At 66.6% G+C, this 18,724-nt stretch carries 15 protein-coding genes and 1 pseudogene; 5 read left to right on the top strand and 11 right to left on the bottom strand.

All coding sequences use genetic code 11. The features are described 5' to 3' along the window. Positions 1 to 260: 260 nt before the first annotated feature. A complete protein-coding gene (locus ACLD0W_RS18550; protein WP_410308929.1) occupies positions 261 to 1,685 on the bottom strand; it encodes an alkaline phosphatase D family protein in 1,425 nt (474 codons plus the stop codon). A gap of 150 nt (positions 1,686 to 1,835) precedes the next feature. Between ACLD0W_RS18550 and ACLD0W_RS18545 the strand changes: the two genes are divergently transcribed. Further along, complete coding sequence (locus tag ACLD0W_RS18545; protein ID WP_410308928.1) at positions 1,836 to 4,613, top strand: 7TM diverse intracellular signaling domain-containing protein; 2,778 nt, start codon at positions 1,836 to 1,838, stop codon at positions 4,611 to 4,613. A 60-nt stretch (positions 4,614 to 4,673) separates the two neighbouring features. Beyond that, positions 4,674 to 6,722, top strand: coding sequence for a methionine--tRNA ligase (gene metG, locus ACLD0W_RS18540; RefSeq protein WP_410308927.1), 2,049 nt, complete (start codon positions 4,674 to 4,676; stop codon positions 6,720 to 6,722). Between the two features lie 77 nt (positions 6,723 to 6,799). Here the strand turns inward: metG and ACLD0W_RS18535 are convergent, their stop codons facing one another. Next, positions 6,800 to 7,261: a Spy/CpxP family protein refolding chaperone gene (locus tag ACLD0W_RS18535; protein WP_410308926.1), complete on the bottom strand. Its 462-nt coding sequence runs from the start codon at positions 7,259 to 7,261 to the stop codon at positions 6,800 to 6,802. A 272-nt stretch (positions 7,262 to 7,533) separates the two neighbouring features. Here ACLD0W_RS18535 and rsxB point away from each other — a divergent pair. The 3 genes and pseudogenes from rsxB to nth form a co-directional block, all read left to right on the top strand. Continuing rightward, positions 7,534 to 7,932 (top strand): annotated as a pseudogene (gene rsxB / locus ACLD0W_RS18530) (electron transport complex subunit RsxB); the annotation flags it as partial. 502 nt (positions 7,933 to 8,434) lie between these two features. Then, positions 8,435 to 8,965: a glycine zipper 2TM domain-containing protein gene (locus ACLD0W_RS18525; RefSeq protein ID WP_410308925.1), complete on the top strand. Its 531-nt coding sequence runs from the start codon at positions 8,435 to 8,437 to the stop codon at positions 8,963 to 8,965. Between the two features lie 106 nt (positions 8,966 to 9,071). Continuing rightward, positions 9,072 to 9,710: an endonuclease III gene (gene nth / locus ACLD0W_RS18520; RefSeq protein ID WP_410308924.1), complete on the top strand. Its 639-nt coding sequence runs from the start codon at positions 9,072 to 9,074 to the stop codon at positions 9,708 to 9,710. Positions 9,711 to 9,827: 117 nt separating this feature from the next. Here the strand turns inward: nth and ACLD0W_RS18515 are convergent, their stop codons facing one another. From ACLD0W_RS18515 to hisC, 9 genes are all read right to left on the bottom strand, one after another. Further along, positions 9,828 to 10,157: a ComEA family DNA-binding protein gene (locus tag ACLD0W_RS18515; RefSeq protein ID WP_410308923.1), complete on the bottom strand. Its 330-nt coding sequence runs from the start codon at positions 10,155 to 10,157 to the stop codon at positions 9,828 to 9,830. Positions 10,158 to 10,258: 101 nt separating this feature from the next. Beyond that, positions 10,259 to 10,954 (bottom strand): orotidine-5'-phosphate decarboxylase, encoded by a 696-nt coding sequence (gene pyrF / locus ACLD0W_RS18510; RefSeq protein ID WP_410308922.1) that lies wholly within the window; start codon positions 10,952 to 10,954, stop codon positions 10,259 to 10,261. Then, positions 10,951 to 12,129: a lipopolysaccharide assembly protein LapB gene (gene lapB, locus ACLD0W_RS18505; RefSeq protein ID WP_410308921.1), complete on the bottom strand. Its 1,179-nt coding sequence runs from the start codon at positions 12,127 to 12,129 to the stop codon at positions 10,951 to 10,953. The genes pyrF and lapB overlap by 4 nt, the downstream gene beginning before the upstream one ends. Next, the gene (locus ACLD0W_RS18500; protein WP_410308920.1) at positions 12,126 to 12,365 is read right to left on the bottom strand and encodes a DUF1049 domain-containing protein; all 240 of its coding nucleotides are present in this window, start codon (positions 12,363 to 12,365) and stop codon (positions 12,126 to 12,128) included. Before ACLD0W_RS18500 ends, lapB begins: the two co-directional genes overlap by 4 nt. Before the next feature lie 22 nt (positions 12,366 to 12,387). After that, positions 12,388 to 12,735, bottom strand: coding sequence for an integration host factor subunit beta (ihfB, locus tag ACLD0W_RS18495; RefSeq protein WP_410308919.1), 348 nt, complete (start codon positions 12,733 to 12,735; stop codon positions 12,388 to 12,390). Positions 12,736 to 12,803: 68 nt separating this feature from the next. Next, positions 12,804 to 14,483, bottom strand: coding sequence for a 30S ribosomal protein S1 (rpsA, locus tag ACLD0W_RS18490; protein WP_410308918.1), 1,680 nt, complete (start codon positions 14,481 to 14,483; stop codon positions 12,804 to 12,806). Between the two features lie 210 nt (positions 14,484 to 14,693). After that, positions 14,694 to 15,365, bottom strand: coding sequence for a (d)CMP kinase (gene cmk, locus ACLD0W_RS18485; protein ID WP_410308917.1), 672 nt, complete (start codon positions 15,363 to 15,365; stop codon positions 14,694 to 14,696). Then, positions 15,362 to 17,620, bottom strand: coding sequence for a bifunctional prephenate dehydrogenase/3-phosphoshikimate 1-carboxyvinyltransferase (locus tag ACLD0W_RS18480; RefSeq protein WP_410308916.1), 2,259 nt, complete (start codon positions 17,618 to 17,620; stop codon positions 15,362 to 15,364). The genes cmk and ACLD0W_RS18480 overlap by 4 nt, the downstream gene beginning before the upstream one ends. Continuing rightward, positions 17,617 to 18,723: a histidinol-phosphate transaminase gene (gene hisC, locus ACLD0W_RS18475; protein WP_410308915.1), complete on the bottom strand. Its 1,107-nt coding sequence runs from the start codon at positions 18,721 to 18,723 to the stop codon at positions 17,617 to 17,619. The genes ACLD0W_RS18480 and hisC overlap by 4 nt, the downstream gene beginning before the upstream one ends. Between the last annotated feature and the right edge of the window lies 1 nt (position 18,724).

Raw genomic sequence — 18,724 nt, 5'->3', positions numbered from 1 at the left:
GACGTTTGACAGGGAGCCTACAGGGACGTACTCGCGGCGTTCCCGGAAGGCCCCCACACAGATCCGCGTCCCGGATAAAGACATCTCGCCCCGATTTCCCACTTAGCGCGCGATGAACCAAAAGAAAGCCCGCCGGGGAGGGCGGGCGGCTGTACCGGGCCGAAAGGGACGTCCGTGTCCTTTAGCGTCCGTGCAACGACCACTCTAGGGCAGCGCCGGCGCCCTGGGGATCGGAGATTTGCCATGATGTTTGTAGGAAATCAGCCATCCCACCGAATTTCCCGACTCGCCTCCGGCACCGGCTCGCCATCCCGATTGAACAGCTCCAGGCGCGCGCCCTCCCCGTCCAAAGTCACCCGCGAGAACGCGTCGCGGCTGTACACCTGCCCGGGCACGCTGACCCGCCCCAGGGACGGCTTCCACAGCCCGGCCAGGCGGTGATCGTCGCGGATCATCGGCCGGTACCAACGGAACGCCATCAGCGCCGTGGGCCAGAACAGGCCGGAGCAGATCCAGGCGTGGATCGGCGGCTTGCCGGCGCCGTCCAGGCGCGCGTACAGGGACGCGTGCACATCCCCGCTGAGCACCAGCAGGCGCCGGGCGCGGCTGGCGCGCATGGCGTCGATCAGGCGCTGGCGCTGGGCACGGAAGCCCTCCCAGCTGTCCTCGCCCCGGAACGGCCAACGCTGCTCCGGCAGCAGCGGCACCGACGACACCAGGCACTTGATGCGATCCGGGCCGTCGTTGAGCCAGGCCACCACCGCCGCCTCCTGCTCCCTGGACATGATGTTGCGCTGCCAGGGCCAGCGGCTCAGCGCCCGCTCGGTGCGCAGATCCATCAGAAAGAAATCCGCGCCGCCCCAGCGGTAGCTGTACCAGAGCCGCTCCGGGTCCCGATCCAGACGGCGGCCCTCGGCGTTGAGCGGCACCGCCGGCGAGTGCGAGGCCTGGTAGATCTGGTAGGCCTTCATGGCCGCCGGGTACTTGCTGGTCCACAGGTCCGGGTTGGCCCGCGCCGGCCAGTTGTTCTCGATCTCGTGGTCGTCGAGGATCATGTGATGGTTGTGGCCGGCCATCAGCCGGCGGATGTGGGGCTGGCCGAAGCTTTGCCGGTAGAGATCGAAATACTGCTGCTGGGACGAGGCCGCCCCCACCCGCCAGGTGGCGTCGGCGTAGACCTGGTCGCCGGCGAAGAGCACGAAGTCGGTGTGCCGGTCCCGGGCCTGGTCGGCCATCACCGCGAACACCCGGTCGGCGCGGTCGTCCTCCACCTGATGATCCAGCCCGGTGAAGCGGTAACAGCAGGAGCCGAACAGAAAACTCACCGGCGCCTGGTCGGAGGCCGGCGCGGTGCGGAAATGCCCGTCCGTGGCCCGGTGCCAGTCCAGCGCCGTGTCCACCGTGTCCGGGTCGTCCACGTAACCGGCCTGGTACTGGTAGCGGGTGCCCGGGGTCAGCTCGCGCAGCACCACCACGCCACTGCTGTCGAAGTTGCCGTTGATGCGGAAATGGCGCGGGCCGTGCCAGCGGGTCTCGCCTTCCGCCCGCCAGCGGATGCGACCGTGGGGGGCTTTGCGCCCCGGGCCCAGGGCGCCGCCGGGCATGGCGCCGAAGATACGAATGCTGGTGCGGTCGGCGCTGCCGGCCAGTGGTCCCACCGCGAACGGCGCCACGGTTACGGTCATGGTTCCTTCCCCCTTGTCTCCATTGATTGAGCCACCGTGGCCGCGCTGCTAGCATCCTGAAACGGTAAACACAGGATTCCGCCAGGATCCGGTCACGGGGTACCTCTTATTTTGGTGCAGGACGCTGTTTCATCCCTTTCGCGGTTCGCCGTGCTGATCCTTCTGATCGGGCTGTTGCCGGCCCTGGCCTGGAGCCAGGCCGCCGCGCCGCCGACGGCGGTCATCGACGGTCGTTCCGACAGCCTGCGCCCCTACCCGGCGCTGGGCTATTTCTGCCTGCCCCGCGACCAGGCTCCGGATCTGGCCAACCTGCGCCGTGACCTGGACGCCTGGCCCTGGCGCGCCGCCGAGGGCATGCCCAATCTCGGTTTCACCCGCGACCGCTGCTGGTTCCGGCTGCCGGTGCGCAACGCCACCGAGCAGACCCTGAATTGGCGGCTGGTGGTGGAGTACGCCATGCTCGGCGAGCTGGATGTGTACGTGCTCGGCGGCGACGGCGAGCCGCTGCATTACCAGGCCGGCATGGACCGGGCCTTCGACGTGCGCCCCGGCAACGGCGCGCTGCCGTCGTTTCCGCTGACGCTGCCCGCCGGTGCCGAACGCACGGTGTTGATGGAAGTGGTCTCGCCCCACAGCATTCAACTGCCTCTGAAGCTGATGAGCAAGCCCGCCCTGGACGAGGCGCTGCTCAGCCACACCCTGGTGCAGGGGCTGTTCTTCGGCGGCATGCTGGTGATGATCCTCTACAACCTGTCGCTGTTCTTCTCGATCCGCGAGAAAGCCTACCTGCTGTACGTGTTCTGGTCCCTGGCCATCACCCTGTTCATGGCGGTGCTGCACGGCTACGCGCAGAAATACCTGTGGCCCGGCGCGCCGCTGTTGAGCCGCTATGTGCTGCATTATCTGCTGCCGGTGCTGGTGATCCTGCCGACCCTCTTCACTCTGCATTTTCTGGATCTGCCCCAGCGGGCGCCGCCCCTGGCCCGGCTGCTCAAGGCGCTGGTGGGCACCGGCGTGGTGCTGCTGCTGGCGGCGCCCTTCGTGGAGCGCCAGTGGCTGATTCCGCTGGCGGTGCTGGCGATCCTGGCGATGGATTTCAGCATCCTGCTGGCCGGCGTGCTGCGCGCCGCCGCCGGCGACCCGGACGCGCGCATCTTCACCGCCGCCTGGCTGTGCTTCATCGTCGGCGCCGCCGCCATGTCGCTGAACAAATACGGCGTGCTGCCGCGCACCGATCTGACCGAAAACCTGCTGCAGGCCGGCGTTTTCCTGGAGGTGATTCTGCTGTCCCTGGCCCTGGCGCGGCGCATCAACCGGCTCAAGGAGGCCCACGCCCTGTCGGTGCGGGACAAGGCCATCGCCGAAATGGACGCCTTCAAGGCCGGTGCCCGCAACCAGGCCAAGAGCGAGTTCCTGGCCACCATGAGCCATGAGATCCGCACGCCGATGAACGGCATCATCGGCATGACCGACCTGCTGCGGCGCACCGCCCTGAACACCCAGCAGGCCCAGTACGTGGACACCATCCACCAGTCCACCCAATCGCTGGTGACGGTGATCAACGACATCCTGGATTACTCGCGCATCGAATCCGGCAAGCTGGAGCTGGAATACCAGGACGTGGACGTGGAGCAGCTGCTGGACGACTGCGTGCGCCTGTTCGCGCTGCGCGCCTCGGAAACCGGCGTGTCCTTGTACACCTTCGTCGATTCCCGGGTGCCGCGCCGCATCCACACCGACCCGATTCGCGTCAAACAGGTGCTTACCAACCTGCTCAGCAACGCCTACAAGTTCACCGACCAGGGCCAGGTGGCGCTGCATCTGGGCGTGCGCCAGCCGCCGGACGAACAGGGCCACTGCGTGCTGATGCTGGAGGTGGTGGACACCGGCATCGGCCTGGACGAGGCCCAGCAGCAGAACCTGTTCCAGGTGTTCGGACAGAGCGGCCGCACTCACCGCCACCGGGCGCAGGGCACCGGCCTGGGCCTGACCATCTGCAAGCGTCTCACCGAACTGCTGGGCGGCGAGATCGGCGTGTCCAGTTCCCTGGGCCGGGGCGCCACCTTCTGGGTGACCCTGCCCACGGTGGCCCGGGAACCGGCCAAGCCGGAAAAGGCGCTGGCCGGCCACCGGGCGGTGATGATCAGCCACGACGCCTCCCTGGCACTGAGCCTGTCGCAGCTGATGACCCGCTGGGGCCTGTCGGTGCGCGAGTACGCGGACTGCGACCAGGCCCTGGCGGCGCTCAACGACGAGCCGCCGGAAACCGACATTCTGCTCGCCTCGGAGCCCAACCTGGCGCGGCGCGACGAGCTGATGGACATCCGCCAGCGACTCGGCAACCCGCCGCTGCTGATTCTGCAGGCCACCGGCGCGGAGATTACCGGTGAGTTGCCCGGCGACATGCTGCTGGTGGAGACGCCGGTGTCGTCGCGCTCGCTCAAACACAGCCTTTCCACCCAGCTGCGCGAACGGGAGGAAACCGCCGGCGCGGCGCCGGTGGAAAGCGGCGAACGATTGCCGAGGCTGTCACGCCTGCACGTGATGGTGGTGGAGGACAACGCGGTGAATCAGCTGGTGATCGACAGCATTCTGCGCTCCATCGGCATCCAGGCCACCCTGCTCACCGACGGCGCCCAGGCGGTGCGGCGCATGGAGGACACCCCCGGCAACTGGGACGTGATCTTCATGGACTGCGAAATGCCGGTGATGGACGGCTACGACGCCACCCGGGAAATCCGCCGGCTGGAGCAGGACCGGGACGTGGACCCGTGCTGGATCATCGCCCTGTCCGCCCACGCCACCGGCGACTACGTGCAGAAAGCCCGCGACGCCGGCGTCGACGACTACCTGAGCAAGCCGGTGTCCCGGGATCAGGTGCTGGAGGCGCTGCAACGCAACCGGGCGCTGAGCGGCGCGGGGGGCTGAAAAGCCGCCCCCGGACCAGTATCATACCGGTCCCGATTTTCCGCCGACCGCGAAGGCCCCATGAGCGACACTCCCCGTAAGATCCTGGTCACCAGCGCCCTGCCCTACGCCAACGGCCCGATCCACCTGGGCCACCTGCTGGAATACATCCAGACCGACATCTGGGTGCGCTTCCAGAAGCTGCACGGGCAGAACTGTCTGTACGTCTGCGCCGACGACGCCCACGGCACCGCCATCATGCTCAAGGCGGAGGAGAACGGCGTCACCCCGGAACAGCAGATCGCCACGGTGAAAGCCGACCACGAGCGGGATTTCGCCGACTTCCAGATCCGCTTCGACAATTACTACAGCACCCACAGCCCGGAGAACCGCCAGTTCTCCGAGATGATCTTCCAGCGCAACAAGGACGCCGGCTACATCGTCGAGAAGGAGATCACCCAGCTGTACGACCCGGAAAAGGGCATGTTCCTGTCCGACCGCTTCGTGCGCGGCACCTGCCCGAAATGCGGCGCGGCGGATCAGTATGGCGACAACTGCGAAGTGTGCGGCGCCACCTATTCGCCGTCGGAGCTGATCGAACCCTACTCGGCGGTGAGCGGCGCCACGCCGGTGGAGAAACAGACCACCCAGCTGTTCTTCGACCTGCCCCAGTTCGAGCCGCTGCTGCGGGAATGGACCCGCTCCGGCTCGCTGCAGGAAGGCGTGGCCAACAAGCTGCAGGAGTGGATCGAGGAGCTGCACCCCTGGGACATCTCCCGGGAAGCGCCCTACTTCGGCTTCGAGATTCCCGGCTACCCGGGCAAGTACTTCTACGTGTGGCTGGACGCGCCGATCGGCTACATGGCCAGCTTCAAGAACCTGTGCGACCGGGAAGGTCTGGACTTCGACGACTACTGGAAGGCCGATTCCGACGCCGAGCTGTACCACTTCATCGGCAAGGACATCATCAACTTCCACGGTCTGTTCTGGCCGGCCATGCTGGAAGGCGCCGGCCTGCGCAAACCGACGGCGATCTACAGCCACGGCTTCGTCACCGTCAACGGCGCCAAGATGTCCAAATCCCGGGGCACCTTCATCAAGGCGCGCACCTACCTGGACCATCTGAATCCGGAATACCTGCGCTATTACTTCGCCGCCAAGCTCAACAGCCGGGTGGACGACTTCGACCTGAATCTGGAGGACTTCGCCCAGCGGGTGAACACCGATCTGGTGGGCAAGGTGGTCAATATCGCCAGCCGGACCGGCAATTTCGTCAAGAAATTCGGCGGCAGCCTCAGCGCCCACCCGGACAACCCGCTGCTGGTGCAGGAAGCCCAGCAGGCCGCCGCCACCATCGCCGGTTTCTATGAACAGCGGGAGTTCGGCAAGGCGATGCGCGAAATCATGGCCCTGGCCGACCACGCCAACGGCTACATCGCCGACAAGGCGCCCTGGTCCCTGGCCAAGGAGGAAGGCCGCGAGCAGGAGGTGCTGGAAGTCTGCACCACCGCCCTCAACGTGTTCCGCCTGCTGGTGCTGTACCTGAAGCCGGTGCTGCCGGGGCTGGCCGAACGCGCGGAGGCGTTTCTCAATATCCCGCCACTGACCTGGGCGGACAGCGAGACCCTGCTGCTGGAGCACGAGATCAACAAGTTCAGCCCGCTGCTGGGCCGGGTGGACATGGCCCATATCGAGGCGGTGCTGGCCGATTCCCGGGAAACCAACCCGGCGCCGGCCCAGGCCGACGGAAAAGCACCGGCGGACAAGGCATCAGCGGACAAAGCACCGGCGGAAGACGACGCGCCCATCAGCATCGACGATTTCCTCAAGGTGAAACTGCGCGCCGCCCGGGTGATCCAGGCCGCCCATGTGGACGGTGCCGATAAGCTGCTGCAGCTGACCCTGGACGTGGGCGAGCTGGGCCAGCGCAACGTGTTCGCCGGCATTAAAGCCAAATACGCCCCCGAGGACCTGGAAGGGAAAATGGTGGTGCTGGTGGCCAACCTGGCACCGCGCAAGATGAAGTTCGGCGTCTCCGAAGGCATGGTGCTGGCCGCCGGCCCCGGCGGCGGCGACATCTTCCTGCTGTCCCCGGACAGCGGCGCGGAACCGGGCATGGAAGTCCGCTAGCCCCGGCGATAAGCACAAAAAAAAGCGGCCCGAAGGCCGCTTTTTTTGTGCGCGGGTTTACCACGCGGGGCCAGCGGTTACTGCTGCTGGCCCTGCTGCTGGCGCATCTGTTCCTGCATCTGGCGCATTTGCTCGCGCTGTTGGCGGGCACGCTCTTCCAGAGTATTGCGCTGTTCCTCGGTCAGGTTTTCCTGAATCCGGGCCTGCAGCAGCACGGTCTCGGCGGCGATGTCGCCGGTCAGCTCACCCAGCTCCTCGGCGTCGTCACGGATTTTGTCCTCGTCGTAATCCGGGCCGATCTGGCTGCTCAGTGATTGCTGCAGTTCCTGGGCCTCCATGCGCTTGCCATTGATTTTGGCCTCGGAGTCCTGCATCAGCTCACGCATCTCCTTTTTCTGGTCGGCGCTCAGGCTCACCAGCTGGTCGAGCTGATCCACCTGATCACCCTGGGCCATTCCCGGGCCTTGCTGCGCCAGGGCGGTACCACTTACCCCCAGGGCCATCAGCAGCGCGATACTCAGTCGCTTAACGGTCGTCATATGGTTCTCCATTCAGCCAATCTCGGATCGGTGATCCGCAGTGAGGGAATCACCCTACCCGATGGGGCAACGGAACTTCATCCCCGTTCCGCACGTTTTGCCGGCGGATGTTTGCCCCGGGCCCGGCCCGTCCCGGCGCGGCCCGCCAATGGCGCGGCTTCCAGGGGGGCCTGGGGGAATCGGAAAATTTTGCTAAACTGCCGCCCACCCCGCGCCATAACCGACCGGATGCCATGACCGACACCCCGTTTCACGGCGGCCGCGCCATTGAAGTAGAACGCATCGACGCCCTGTTGCCGCAGACCCAGTGCGGCAAATGCGGCCACCCCGGCTGCCGGCCCTACGCCCGGGCGGTGGCCGACGGCGAAGCGCACAATCGCTGCCCGCCGGGGGGCCAGGCCACCGCCGACGCCCTGGCCGACCTGCTGGACCGCCCGCCGCTGCCTCTGGACGAGCGCGGCTACGACAACGGCACCGCCAGGAAGGTGGCGGTGATCCGCGAGGACGAGTGCATCGGCTGCACCAAATGCATTCAGGCCTGCCCGGTGGACGCCATCGTCGGCGCCGCCAAGCGCATGCACACGGTGATCACCGACGAGTGCACCGGCTGCGATCTGTGCGTGCCGCCCTGCCCGGTGGACTGCATCGATATCCTCACCGTATCGCCCACCCCGTTTCAGCCCGACGACCCGGCGGACCGGGCCCAGGCCGACCACGCCCGCGCTCGTTACGAGGCCCGCGAGGCGCGGCTGGCCCGGGAGCGGACCCGCAAGGCGGAGCAAAGCCGCGCCCGGCTGGCGGCACGGCAAAGGAAGGCGACCCCGGGGAGCGAAGCCGCCGCCGCGCCGCCGCCGCCCGCCGCCGACCCACGGCGGCAGCGGCTCAAGCTGACCACCGCCTACAACCGCGCCAGCAAGCAGTGCAAGGAGGCGCGGGCGGCCCTGGAACGGGCCCAACGCCAGGGCGCCGACCAGCTGGAGGCCATGCGGAAACGGGTGGATGCCATGGCCGCCCGGGCCGAGCAGGCCCGCCGCCAGTTGGAAGCGTTCAAGGCGGCCAACCCGGAGGATTGAGAACCCGGGCACGTTGTTTAACCACCTTATACAACGTTCACGCGCCAATTCCGTTAAAACTACGGCCAAGCCAAATCCAATAAGGAATAAGGAGGCCGTTATGAATAATTCAGCAACCGTGGCCCTGGCCGTGGTCGGTACCCTGGCGGTGGTCGGCGTCGGCTACGCCGGCTTTCAAGCCATGGGCGGCGACGCGGACCGCTACGCGGAGGTGGTCAAGGTGGAGCCCGCCACCAAGAGCTATCAGGAGCCGGAACAACGCTGCGAGCAGGTCACCGTGCAGCGCCAGAAGCCGGTGAAGGATGAGCATCAGATCGCCGGCAGCGCCATCGGCGCGGTGGTCGGCGGCGTGATCGGCCACCAGTTCGGCGGCGGCAGCGGCAAGGACGCGGCCACCGCGGCCGGCGCCATCGCCGGTGGCTACGCCGGTAACAAAACCCAGGAACACATGCAGAAGAGCAACACCTACACCACCACCGAGGAACGTTGCCAGACGGTGATGAACACCCGCACCGAGAAAAACGGCTATAACGTGACCTACCGTCTCGACGGCCAGACGCACACGGTGCGCATGGACGACGAGCCCGGCGACCGCCTGCCGGTGGATAACGGCAAAGTCGTTACGGACTGAACCCCTCCCCCGTCGTCGCGGCCCGCGGGCCGCGACGCCCCCGGGCAACACCCGCCCACCTCCGTTATACTGCGCGTTTTCGTCGATCAGGCCGGAACCGCGAACCATGAATCGGGAAAAACGCACCGAGATTTTCCGCCGGCTGCGCGATCAGCGCCCGGTCCCCACCACGGAATTGAATTACGACACCCCTTTCGAACTGCTGGTGGCGGTGGTGCTGTCCGCCCAGGCCACCGATGTGGGCGTTAACAAGGCCACCGCGCGGCTGTTTCCGGTGGCCAATACGCCGGCGGCGATCCGCGCCCTGGGCGTGGACGGGCTGAAGGAATACATCAAGACCATCGGGCTGTTCAATTCCAAGGCCGCCAACGTCATCAAACTTTGCGATCAGCTGATCGAGAAACACGACGGCCAGGTGCCCCGTTCCCGGACCGCCCTGGAGGCCCTGCCCGGCGTCGGCCGCAAAACCGCCAACGTGGTGCTCAACACCGCCTTCGGTGAGCCCACCATCGCCGTGGACACGCACATTTTCCGGGTCAGCAACCGCACCCGTATCGCGCCGGGCAAGAACGTGGTCGAGGTGGAAAACCGCCTGATGCGGGTGGTGCCGGAGGAGTTCAAACGGGATTGCCATCACTGGCTGATTCTGCACGGCCGCTACACCTGCACCGCGCGCAAGCCGAAATGCGGTGAATGCATCATCGCCGACCTGTGCGAGTTCCCCCTCAGCCAGCGCCCGGCCTGACGCAAAAAGCCGGCTATCCCGGGGCCAGGATAGCCGGACGCGCGGAGCCAAGGAGAGTGGCTTGCCATGGACGAACAAGCGGTTACTCCGCGCAAAAGCGCCATCAGCGCGAAAACCTCACAGCGTCAGCCGGTCGCGGAAGCGCGCCAGCGTCTTCTCGCCGATCCCCTTGATCGCCATCAGCTGGTCCACCGAGGTGAACGGCCCCTCCTGCTCGCGCCAGTCGACAATCCGCGCCGCCATGGCCGGGCCGATGCCGCGCAACTGTTGCAGCTGTTCGGCGCTGGCGGTGTTCAGGTTGATGGGGGCGGTGGCCGGGCTGGCCGCCGTCGTCGGGGTCGCCTGCGGCGCCGCCTGTGCCCAGGGCGCGCCGGTGGCCAGCAGCGTGCCGAGCAGCAGCGCGCGGCCCAGGCGGGGGCTTTTTCCGGACAAGTTGAACATTCGCATCGTTGATCTCCCTTTCAGGTCATCCTTGTGAAGGTCCGACCACTGTAGGGAAAACGTCGCGGAATGCCTGTCAGCCGATTCGGCGAGTGAATGCGGGCCGTCTAGGAAAGGCTTTGTAGGATATCGTCCACGACCGCTGTAGGATTTTCCGCACGGGTAATGGGACGGCCGATCACCATATGGCTCACGCCCAGCTCCCGGGCCCGGGCCGGAGTCACCACCCGGCGCTGGTCGTCGCCGGCGCTGCCTTCCGGGCGGATGCCCGGCGTCACCAGGTCGAAGTCCGGGCCGCAGGTCTGGCGCAGCATGGGCGCCTCCCGGGCCGAGCAGACCACCCCGTCGAGGCCGTGCTCGTGGCTCAGCAGAGCCAGCCGGCGCACCTGTTCCCCCGCGCTCACGGTGATCCCGATTTCGCGCAGATCGGCCTCGGTCTGGCTGGTCAGCACGGTCACCGCGATCAGCCGGGGGCGCTCATGGCAATTCGCCAGTGCCTCCCGGGCGGCGTCCAGCATGCGCCCGCCGCCACTGGCGTGCACATTGACCATCCACACCCCCAGATCGGCGGCGGCGCGCACCGCGCCGGCCACGGTATTGGGAATATCGTGGAATTTCAGGTCCAGAAACACCTCGAAACCGCGCTGGCGGAGCGCCTCCACCACCGCCGGCCCGGCGCGGGTGAACAGCTCCTTGCCCACCTTCACCCGCACCCGGGCCGGATCCAGCCGGTCGGCCATGGCCAGGGCCGGGTCGGCGGCGTCGTAGTCCAGGGCAACGATGATGGGGCTTTCGGCGGTCACGATTTGCTGCCTCCTTCGGAGCGCGGTTTGATGGTGCCCCAGCGACGGCAGCTCGGGCAGCGCCATTGCAGCAGCGGGGTCTGAAAGCCGCAGCGGCGGCACTGGTAGACGGTCTTGTCGGAGGTGAGCCGTTCGGTGAGTTCCTTGAGCATGCCCAGATGCTCGCGGGCCTCGCCCTGGGCGGACAGCTGCAGGTTCATGTCGATGATGCGGTGCAGGCCGCGCACCGACGGGTTGGCCTTCATGTAATCGGCGATAAAGTCCGCCGCCTCGCGGTCACCGTAGCGCTCGCGCAGCTGCTCGGAGAGCAGCAGCACCCGGGCGGTGGACGGCTCCTCGGCGCTGAAATCGGCGAGCAGGCGGATAAAGTCCTCTTCCTTTTCCAGGCGCTGGTAGCACTGGCGCAGCTCGTCCAGCACCTCGTCGAAAAACGCCTTGTCCTGCTGCCAGATGCGCTTGAAGGCATCGATGGCGTCGGCCCATTGCTCCTCGCGCATTTCCAGCCGGCCCTGTACCACGCTGGCGCGCACGCACTGCTTGTCGAAGCCCAGCGCCCGGCGCAGCATGCGGCGGGCCGGGGCCAGCTCGCCCCGGGCGATCTGGCCGTCCGCTTCCTCACAGCAGTAATGGGCCAGGATCGGGCCCATCTTGGGATCGGACTTGATCAGTTGCTCGCCCATGGAAATGGCACTGGTCCAGTCGCGCTCCTGCTCGTAGAGGTGGGTGAGCTGGCGAATCACCTGCTCGCGCTTCTCGCAGTCCTGGTCGAGCATCTCCAGCAACACTTCCTCGGCCCGGTCGAACAGACCGCCGGCCAGATAGTCCTCGGCCAGTTCCAGCTGGATCTGTTCCTGGGTGGGGCGTGGCAGCTCGCCCTGCTCGAGCAGGTGGGAATGGATCAGGGTGGCGCGGTCGAATTCGCCGCGTTTACGGAACAGCCGCGCCATGCTGAGGTGGGTTTCCAGGGTCTGGTCGGACACCTCCAGGCTGTTGAGCAGGGCCTCCACGGCCTTGTCCGGCTCCTCATTGAGCAGGAAGTTGAGCCCGGCCACGTATTCCTGGGACAGGGATTCCATGCGCCGGCGCTGGCGACGCTTGCCTTCCCGCCGCCCCAGATAAAAGCCGGTGGCGATGGCGAAGAAAAACAGGGGAATCAGCCAAAGCGGTTCGCTCATGAACGGGACCCGAACAGACCACGTACTCCGCGCAGGCCCAGTCCGGTGAGCAGTCCTAGCAACAGGCCCAGGGCCAGCAGCAGCACCGCCATGGCGCCCAGGGTCACCTGCCACTGCCAGCCGGTCACCGGCATCGCCAGGGTCACCAGCTGGGTGTTGGCGGTGACGAACAAAAACGCCGCGACGAATACCGCCAGCAGCGCCAGAATCAAACACATTCGGTAGAGATTTCGCATCACTTCGTCCTGTCCGGCGGGATCAGCCGTGGGCGGCGCCCCGGGAATCATCGCGGCCGTCGCTGTCGCTATCGAGCATGGAATCGTTGACCCGTTCACGCAGCTCCTTGCCGGACTTGAAGTGCGGAACGTATTTACCGTCCAGCTCGACGCTGGCACCGGTCTTGGGATTGCGGCCCACGCGTGGCGCGCGGAAATGAAGGGAAAAGCTGCCAAACCCGCGGATCTCGATGCGGCCCCCCTCGGACAGGGTGTCGGCCATGTAATCGATCAGGGTTTTGACGGCGAGCTCCACGTCCCTGGGAGACAAGTGGTCGTTTTGCTTGGAAATCCGGGCTATCAGTTTCGACTTCGTTAACGCTGACGCCATTGCAACCTTCTCCCCTGGGCTCCCTGCCCAGCGGGGCCGGCCGGTTGGCCGGCCCCAGGGAGGAGCCGTTATGACTCGTTGCTGTTTTCCATTTGCTGCTTGATCAGGTCACCGATGGTCTTCGGTGCATTGGCGTCCTGACCCTGCAGGTTGTCCATGGCTTCGCGATCCTGTACCTGATCCTTGGCACGCACGGACAGATTGATGATGCGGTTCTTGCGGTCGACGTTGGTGATGCGTGCTTCCACCTCGTCGCCCACCTTGAGAACCTCGGAGGCATCGTTGACACGGTCGCGGCTGATTTCGCTGGCACGCAGGGTGCCTTCCACGTTCTCGGCCAGGTCGATGGTGGCGCCTTTGGCGTCCACTTCCTTCACCGTACCCTTGACGATGCTGCCTTTCTCATTCGCAGCAACATACTGAGCAAACGGATCGTCTGTCAACTGCTTGATTCCAAGGGAAATTCTTTCCCGCTCGGCATCGATGGACAGGACCACGGTTTCCAGCTCGTCACCCTTGTTGAAGCTGCGCACCGCTTCCTCGCCCTGCTCTTCCCAGGAGATGTCGGACAGGTGCACCAGACCGTCGATACCGCCTTCCAGGCCGATGAAGATGCCGAAGTCGGTGATGGACTTGATCTTGCCGGTGATGCGGTCGCCCTTCTGGTAGTTCTCGGCGAAGGATTCCCACGGGTTGGCCATGCACTGCTTGATACCCAGGGAAATACGGCGGCGGTCCTCGTCGATGTCGAGGATCATCACTTCCACTTCGTCGCCGATCTCTACCACCTTGGAGGGGTGGATGTTCTTGTTGGTCCAGTCCATTTCGGAGACGTGAACCAGACCTTCCACACCTTCCTCGATCTCGGCGAAGCAGCCGTAATCGGTGAGGTTGGTGACGCGGGCACGGACCTTGGCGCCTTCCGGGTACTTCTGCACGATGTCGTGCCACGGATCCTCGCCCAGCTGCTTGAGGCCCAGGGACACGCGCATTTTCTCGCGGTCGAACTTGAGTACCTTGATCTCGATTTCCTGGCCCACTTCGACGATTTCGCTGGGATGCTTGATGCGCTTCCAGGCCATGTCGGTGATGTGCAGCAGGCCGTCGATGCCGCCCAGATCCACGAACGCACCGTAGTCGGTGAGGTTCTTGACGATCCCCTTGACCACCATGCCTTCCTGCAGGGACTCCAGCAGCGCTTCGCGCTCGGCGGAGTGTTCGGCTTCCATGACTGCGCGGCGGGAAACCACCACGTTGTTGCGTTTCGGATCCAGCTTGATGACCTTGAAGTCCAGGTCCTTGCCTTCCAGGTGGGTCACATCGCGTACCGGACGGATGTCCACCAGGGAGCCGGGCAGGAACGCGCGGATCGGGCCGATATCGACGGTAAAGCCGCCTTTGACCTTGCCGGAGATCTGGCCTTTGACGATTTCGTCCTTGTCGAAAGCCACTTCCAGCTCGGCCCATACTTCGGCGCGCTTGGCTTTCTCACGGGACAGGCGGGTGAAGCCCATGCCGTCGTCGATGGCGTCCACCGCCACTTCCACTTCGTCGCCTTCGGCGATTTCCAGCTCACCGCTCTCGCTGATGAATTCGTTGCGGGCGATGATGCCTTCGGACTTCAGACCGGCGTTGACGGTGACCCAGTCACTGTCGATGGCGACCACGGTGCCCTTGATGATGGAACCGCGGGCAACGTCCAGGTCCTTAAGGCTTTCTTCGAAAAGTTCGGCAAAAGATTCAGTCATGGATAATCTCGTGATACACATACCAACCAGCAGGTATGGGTTATTCATAAAAGGCCGCGGTTCCAAGCTGGTTTACTGTCAGAAACCGGGCGACCTGTTTTCAGAAAATCAGAACACCATTGTAGCAGCGGCTTTAGCCGCGATACCCCGCCTGCCGGCCGGTATCGCGGCTAAAGCCGCTGCTACGGGGTAATCTGGTCCGTCGGTGCCTCAGGTCAGGGACCGGGCACCGGCTTCGTCGAGAATCCGCTCCACCACCTGGTCCACGCTGAGCTCGGTGGAATCAATCTCCACCGCGTCCGGCGCCGGCTTCAGGGGGGCGACGGCACGCTGCATGTCGCGCTCGTCCCGGGTGCGGATGTCTTCGATAAGGGTGGCGAGGTTAGCATCAAAGCCCTTTTCCTTCAACTGGCCCAGGCGCCGCCGGGCCCGTTCCTCGGCGCTGGCGGTGAGGAACACCTTGAGCGGCGCGTCACGGAACACCACCGTGCCCATATCGCGGCCATCGGCCACCAGTCCGGGGCGCTGGGCGAAGGCCCGCTGGCGGGCGAACAGGGCGTCGCGCACCGGCTGCAGCACCGCCACCTGGCTGGCCAGCTCACCGACCCGCTCCTCGCGGATGATCTGGCCCACGTCCTCGCCTTCCAGCAGCACCGCGGTGTCGCCCTCGCCTTCCCGGAATTCCACCGGCAGCTGCTCGGCCAGGTCCACCAGGCGCATTTCGTCGTCCAGGGCCACGCCGCGCCGTTCCGCGTGCAGGCCCAGCACCCGGTAGAGGGCGCCGGAATCGAGCAGATGCCAGCCCAGCCCGGTGGCCACCTGACGCGCCACGGTGCCCTTGCCGGAGGACACCGGCCCGTCGATGGTGATCACCGGGATCATGAGGTCTCTCCCGCGCCGCGCACCGTCAGGCCCAGGCCCGCCCCGGCGGCCAGCCCGGCGAAGCCCGGGAAGCTGGTGGCCACGTTGGCGCAATGGTGGATGGTGATCGGCGCGCCGGCGCGCAGCGCCGCCATGGCGAAGCTCATGGCGATGCGGTGGTCGCCGTGGGACTCCACCTCGCCGCCGCCGAAGGCGCCGCCGACGATGCGGATACCGTCCTCGTACACTTCATGCTCCACGCCCAGGGTGGCCAGGCCGTCGGCCATCACCTGGATGCGGTCGGATTCCTTCACGCGCAGCTCCTCGGCGCCGCGCAGCACGGTCTCGCCCTCGGCGCAGGCGGCGGCGATGAACACCACCGGCAGTTCGTCGATGGCCAGGGGTACCAGATCCTCCGGGATCACGATGCCCTTCAGCGGGGCGCTTTTCACGACCAGGTCCGCCACCGGTTCGCCACCGGCATCCCGTTGATTTTCCAGGCGAATATCCGCGCCCATCAGCTTGAGAATATCGATCACCCCGGTGCGAGTGGGGTTCACGCCCACATGGGGCAGGGTCAGCTCGCTGCCCTCGGCGATGCTGGCGCCGACCAGGAAGAACGCCGCCGAGGAGATGTCCGCCGGCACGTCCAGACGACCGCCGCTCAGGGTGCCGCCGCCGCGCAGGGTGGCGGTGGGTCCGTCCCGGCGCACCGGGTAACCGAAACCGCCCAGCATCCGCTCGGTGTGGTCGCGGGTGGGGGCCGGTTCGGTCACCGAGGTATCCCCTTCCGCGTAGAGACCCGCCAGCAGCACCGCGGATTTCACCTGGGCGGAGGCCATCGGCAGGTCGTAGTGAATGCCTTCCAGGGTCCGGCCACCGTGGATGCGCACCGGCGGGCGACCGCCCTCGCCGGTGTCGATGGCGGCGCCCATTTCCCGCAGCGGCGCGGCGACCCGCTCCATGGGGCGCTTGGACAGGGATTCGTCGCCGGTCAGTTCGGTATCGAACGCCTGGCCCGCCAGCAGGCCGGTGAGCAGCCGCATGGAGGTGCCGGAGTTGCCCATATAAAGCGGCTTGCCCGGGGCGCGCAGGCCATGCAGGCCGACGCCGTGCACCACCACCCGGCCGTTGTGCGGGCCCTCGATCACCACGCCCATGTCGCGGAACGCCTGCAGCGTGGCCAGGGCGTCCTCGCCTTCCAGAAAGCCGCTGATCTCAGTGCTGCCCTCGGCCAGGGAAGCCAGCATGATCGAGCGGTGCGACATGGATTTGTCGCCGGGCACCCGCAGGCGGCCCTGCAGCCGGCCACCGGGGGCCACCACGAAGGTGGGATCGGAATGTTGTGTCATGCCTGTCTCATCATCGGAATGCTGCGCCCGGGTGTAGGAGGAGCGCGTGTTCATGGCCAGGAAATGGGCGCGGGCGGTGTTCGCCCGGCTCATGATGCCCATCAGGGCCTCGGAATCATTGTCGCGCACCGCCGCCCGGAAGCGCTCGATGCCGTCACGGAACAAATCCAGGGCGTCGAGCACCGCGCGGCGGTTCTCGCGGAAGATGTCGTGCCACATCACCGGGTCGGAGCCGGCGATGCGGGTGAAATCGCGGAAGCCGCCGGCGGCATAGCGGAAGATCTCGGTGGAGTCGCCTTGCCGGGCCAGGGTGTCCACCAGGGAGAACGCCAGCAAATGCGGCAGGTGGCTGGTCTCCGCCAGCACCCGGTCGTGGTGCTCCGGGGCCATGGTCAGCACCTCCGCGTCCAGGGCGCTCCACAGCGCCGCCACCCGATCGGCGGCGCCGCCGTCGGTGTCCGCCACCGGGGTGAGAATCACCCGGTGCTGCCGGTAGAGGGTGGCGTCCGCCGCCTCCACGCCGCTTTTTTCCTTGCCGGCGATGGGGTGGCCGGGCACGAAACGGGGGAAATGGTCACCCAGGGCGCGCCGCGCCTGCTCGATCACCGCGCCCTTGACGCTGCCGCCGTCGGTGACGATGGCGCCCTCGGCGAGCCCCGGCGCCAGCGCCGCGAACACCGACTCCATGGCCGACACCGGGGTCGACACGAACACGAGGTCGGCGCCGCGCACCGCCAGCGCCAGGTCCTGGCTGCCCTCGTCGATCAGGCCCAGGGCCATGCCCTGCTCCAGGGTGCGCGCCGACCGGGAACCGGCCACCACCGTCCCGGCCAGGCCCTGATCGCGCAGGGCGGCGGCGAAGGAGCCGCCGATCAGCCCCAGGCCGATCACCGCCACCCGCCGGAAAAGGGGGGCGGGCTTCATCGGTCGCCCAGCACTTTGCTCAGGGCCGCCAGGAAACGTTCGTTGTCGCGGGCGGTGCCGGCGGTCACGCGCAGATGGCGGGGCATGCCGTAGCCGCCCAGGGGGCGCACGATGACGCCCTCGCGCAGCAGCGCTTCGTAGACCGGCTGGGCGTCGCCGCCACAGTCGAAGGCGACGAAGTTGGCCACCGACGGGATCTGCTCCAGGTTCAGCGCCGCCAGCCCCTCGGCCAGTTGCACCAGGCCGGCGGTGTTTTCGCTCTTGGAGTTCTCGATGTGGTCCACGTCGTCCAGGGCCGCCTCGGCGGCGGCCAGGGCCGGGATGTTCACGTTGAACGGCTGGCGCACCCGGTTGAGCACGTCCGCCACCTGGGGATGGGCCACGCCATAGCCCACCCGCAGCCCGGCCAGGCCGTGGATCTTGGAGAAGGTGCGCGCCACGATCAGGTTCGGATAGCGCGTCAGACGGCGCAGGCCGTCCGGGTAGTGGCTTTCTTCCACGTACTCGAAGTAGGCCTCGTCCAGTACCACCAGCACCCGCTCCGGCACCCGCGCCAGGAAGGCATCCAGGGCGTGGTCGTTGAACCAGGTGCCGGTGGGGTTGTTGGGGTTGGCGAGAAACACCACCCGGGTACGCTCGGTGATGGCTTCGGCCATGGCCGCCAGGTCGTGGCCGAACAGATGCGATTCCACTTCCACCGGCCGGGCGGAACAGGCCAGCGTCACCAGCGGGTAGATGGCGAAGGCGTATTCCGAGTACACCGCCTCGTCACCGGGCTGCAGATAGGCCCGGGCGATCAGTTCCAGCACGTCGTTGGAGCCGTTACCCAGCACCAGCTGATCGGCGCCCACGCCCAGCCGTTCCGCCAGCGCCGCCTTCAGCGAATAGCCGGCGCCGTCCGGGTACAGATGAATCTGGTCCAGGGCATGGCGGGCAGCGTCCAGGGCCCGGTGGCTGGGGCCCAGCGGGTTCTCGTTGCTGGCCAGCTTGATCACGTCGCGGATGCCCAGCTCGCGCTGCAGTTCCTCGATCGGTTTGCCCGGCTGATAGGGCCGCAGGCGCTGCACGCCGTCATTGGCCAGTTGGATGTAATCGCAGGTCATG

Source organism: Alloalcanivorax sp. C16-1, assembly GCF_046507805.1.
Lineage (GTDB): Bacteria > Pseudomonadota > Gammaproteobacteria > Pseudomonadales > Alcanivoracaceae > Alloalcanivorax.
Note: the sequence above shows the minus strand (reverse complement) of the source record. Positions and strands in the feature narration are given on the sequence as shown.

What these genes read in the sequence shown, in the direction of transcription:
- ACLD0W_RS18550 (WP_410308929.1), bottom strand. Translation starts at nt 1,685, where the DNA reads ATGACCGTAACCGTGGCGCCGTTCGCGGTGGGACCACTGGCCGGCAGC.
- metG (WP_410308927.1), top strand. Translation starts at nt 4,674, where the DNA reads ATGAGCGACACTCCCCGTAAGATCCTGGTCACCAGCGCCCTGCCCTAC.
- ACLD0W_RS18535 (WP_410308926.1), bottom strand. Translation starts at nt 7,261, where the DNA reads ATGACGACCGTTAAGCGACTGAGTATCGCGCTGCTGATGGCCCTGGGG.
- ACLD0W_RS18525 (WP_410308925.1), top strand. Translation starts at nt 8,435, where the DNA reads ATGAATAATTCAGCAACCGTGGCCCTGGCCGTGGTCGGTACCCTGGCG.
- nth (WP_410308924.1), top strand. Translation starts at nt 9,072, where the DNA reads ATGAATCGGGAAAAACGCACCGAGATTTTCCGCCGGCTGCGCGATCAG.
- ACLD0W_RS18515 (WP_410308923.1), bottom strand. Translation starts at nt 10,157, where the DNA reads ATGCGAATGTTCAACTTGTCCGGAAAAAGCCCCCGCCTGGGCCGCGCG.
- lapB (WP_410308921.1), bottom strand. Translation starts at nt 12,129, where the DNA reads ATGAGCGAACCGCTTTGGCTGATTCCCCTGTTTTTCTTCGCCATCGCC.
- ACLD0W_RS18500 (WP_410308920.1), bottom strand. Translation starts at nt 12,365, where the DNA reads ATGCGAAATCTCTACCGAATGTGTTTGATTCTGGCGCTGCTGGCGGTA.
- ihfB (WP_410308919.1), bottom strand. Translation starts at nt 12,735, where the DNA reads ATGGCGTCAGCGTTAACGAAGTCGAAACTGATAGCCCGGATTTCCAAG.
- rpsA (WP_410308918.1), bottom strand. Translation starts at nt 14,483, where the DNA reads ATGACTGAATCTTTTGCCGAACTTTTCGAAGAAAGCCTTAAGGACCTG.
- cmk (WP_410308917.1), bottom strand. Translation starts at nt 15,365, where the DNA reads ATGATCCCGGTGATCACCATCGACGGGCCGGTGTCCTCCGGCAAGGGC.
- ACLD0W_RS18480 (WP_410308916.1), bottom strand. Translation starts at nt 17,620, where the DNA reads ATGAAGCCCGCCCCCCTTTTCCGGCGGGTGGCGGTGATCGGCCTGGGG.
- hisC (WP_410308915.1), bottom strand. Translation starts at nt 18,723, where the DNA reads ATGACCTGCGATTACATCCAACTGGCCAATGACGGCGTGCAGCGCCTG.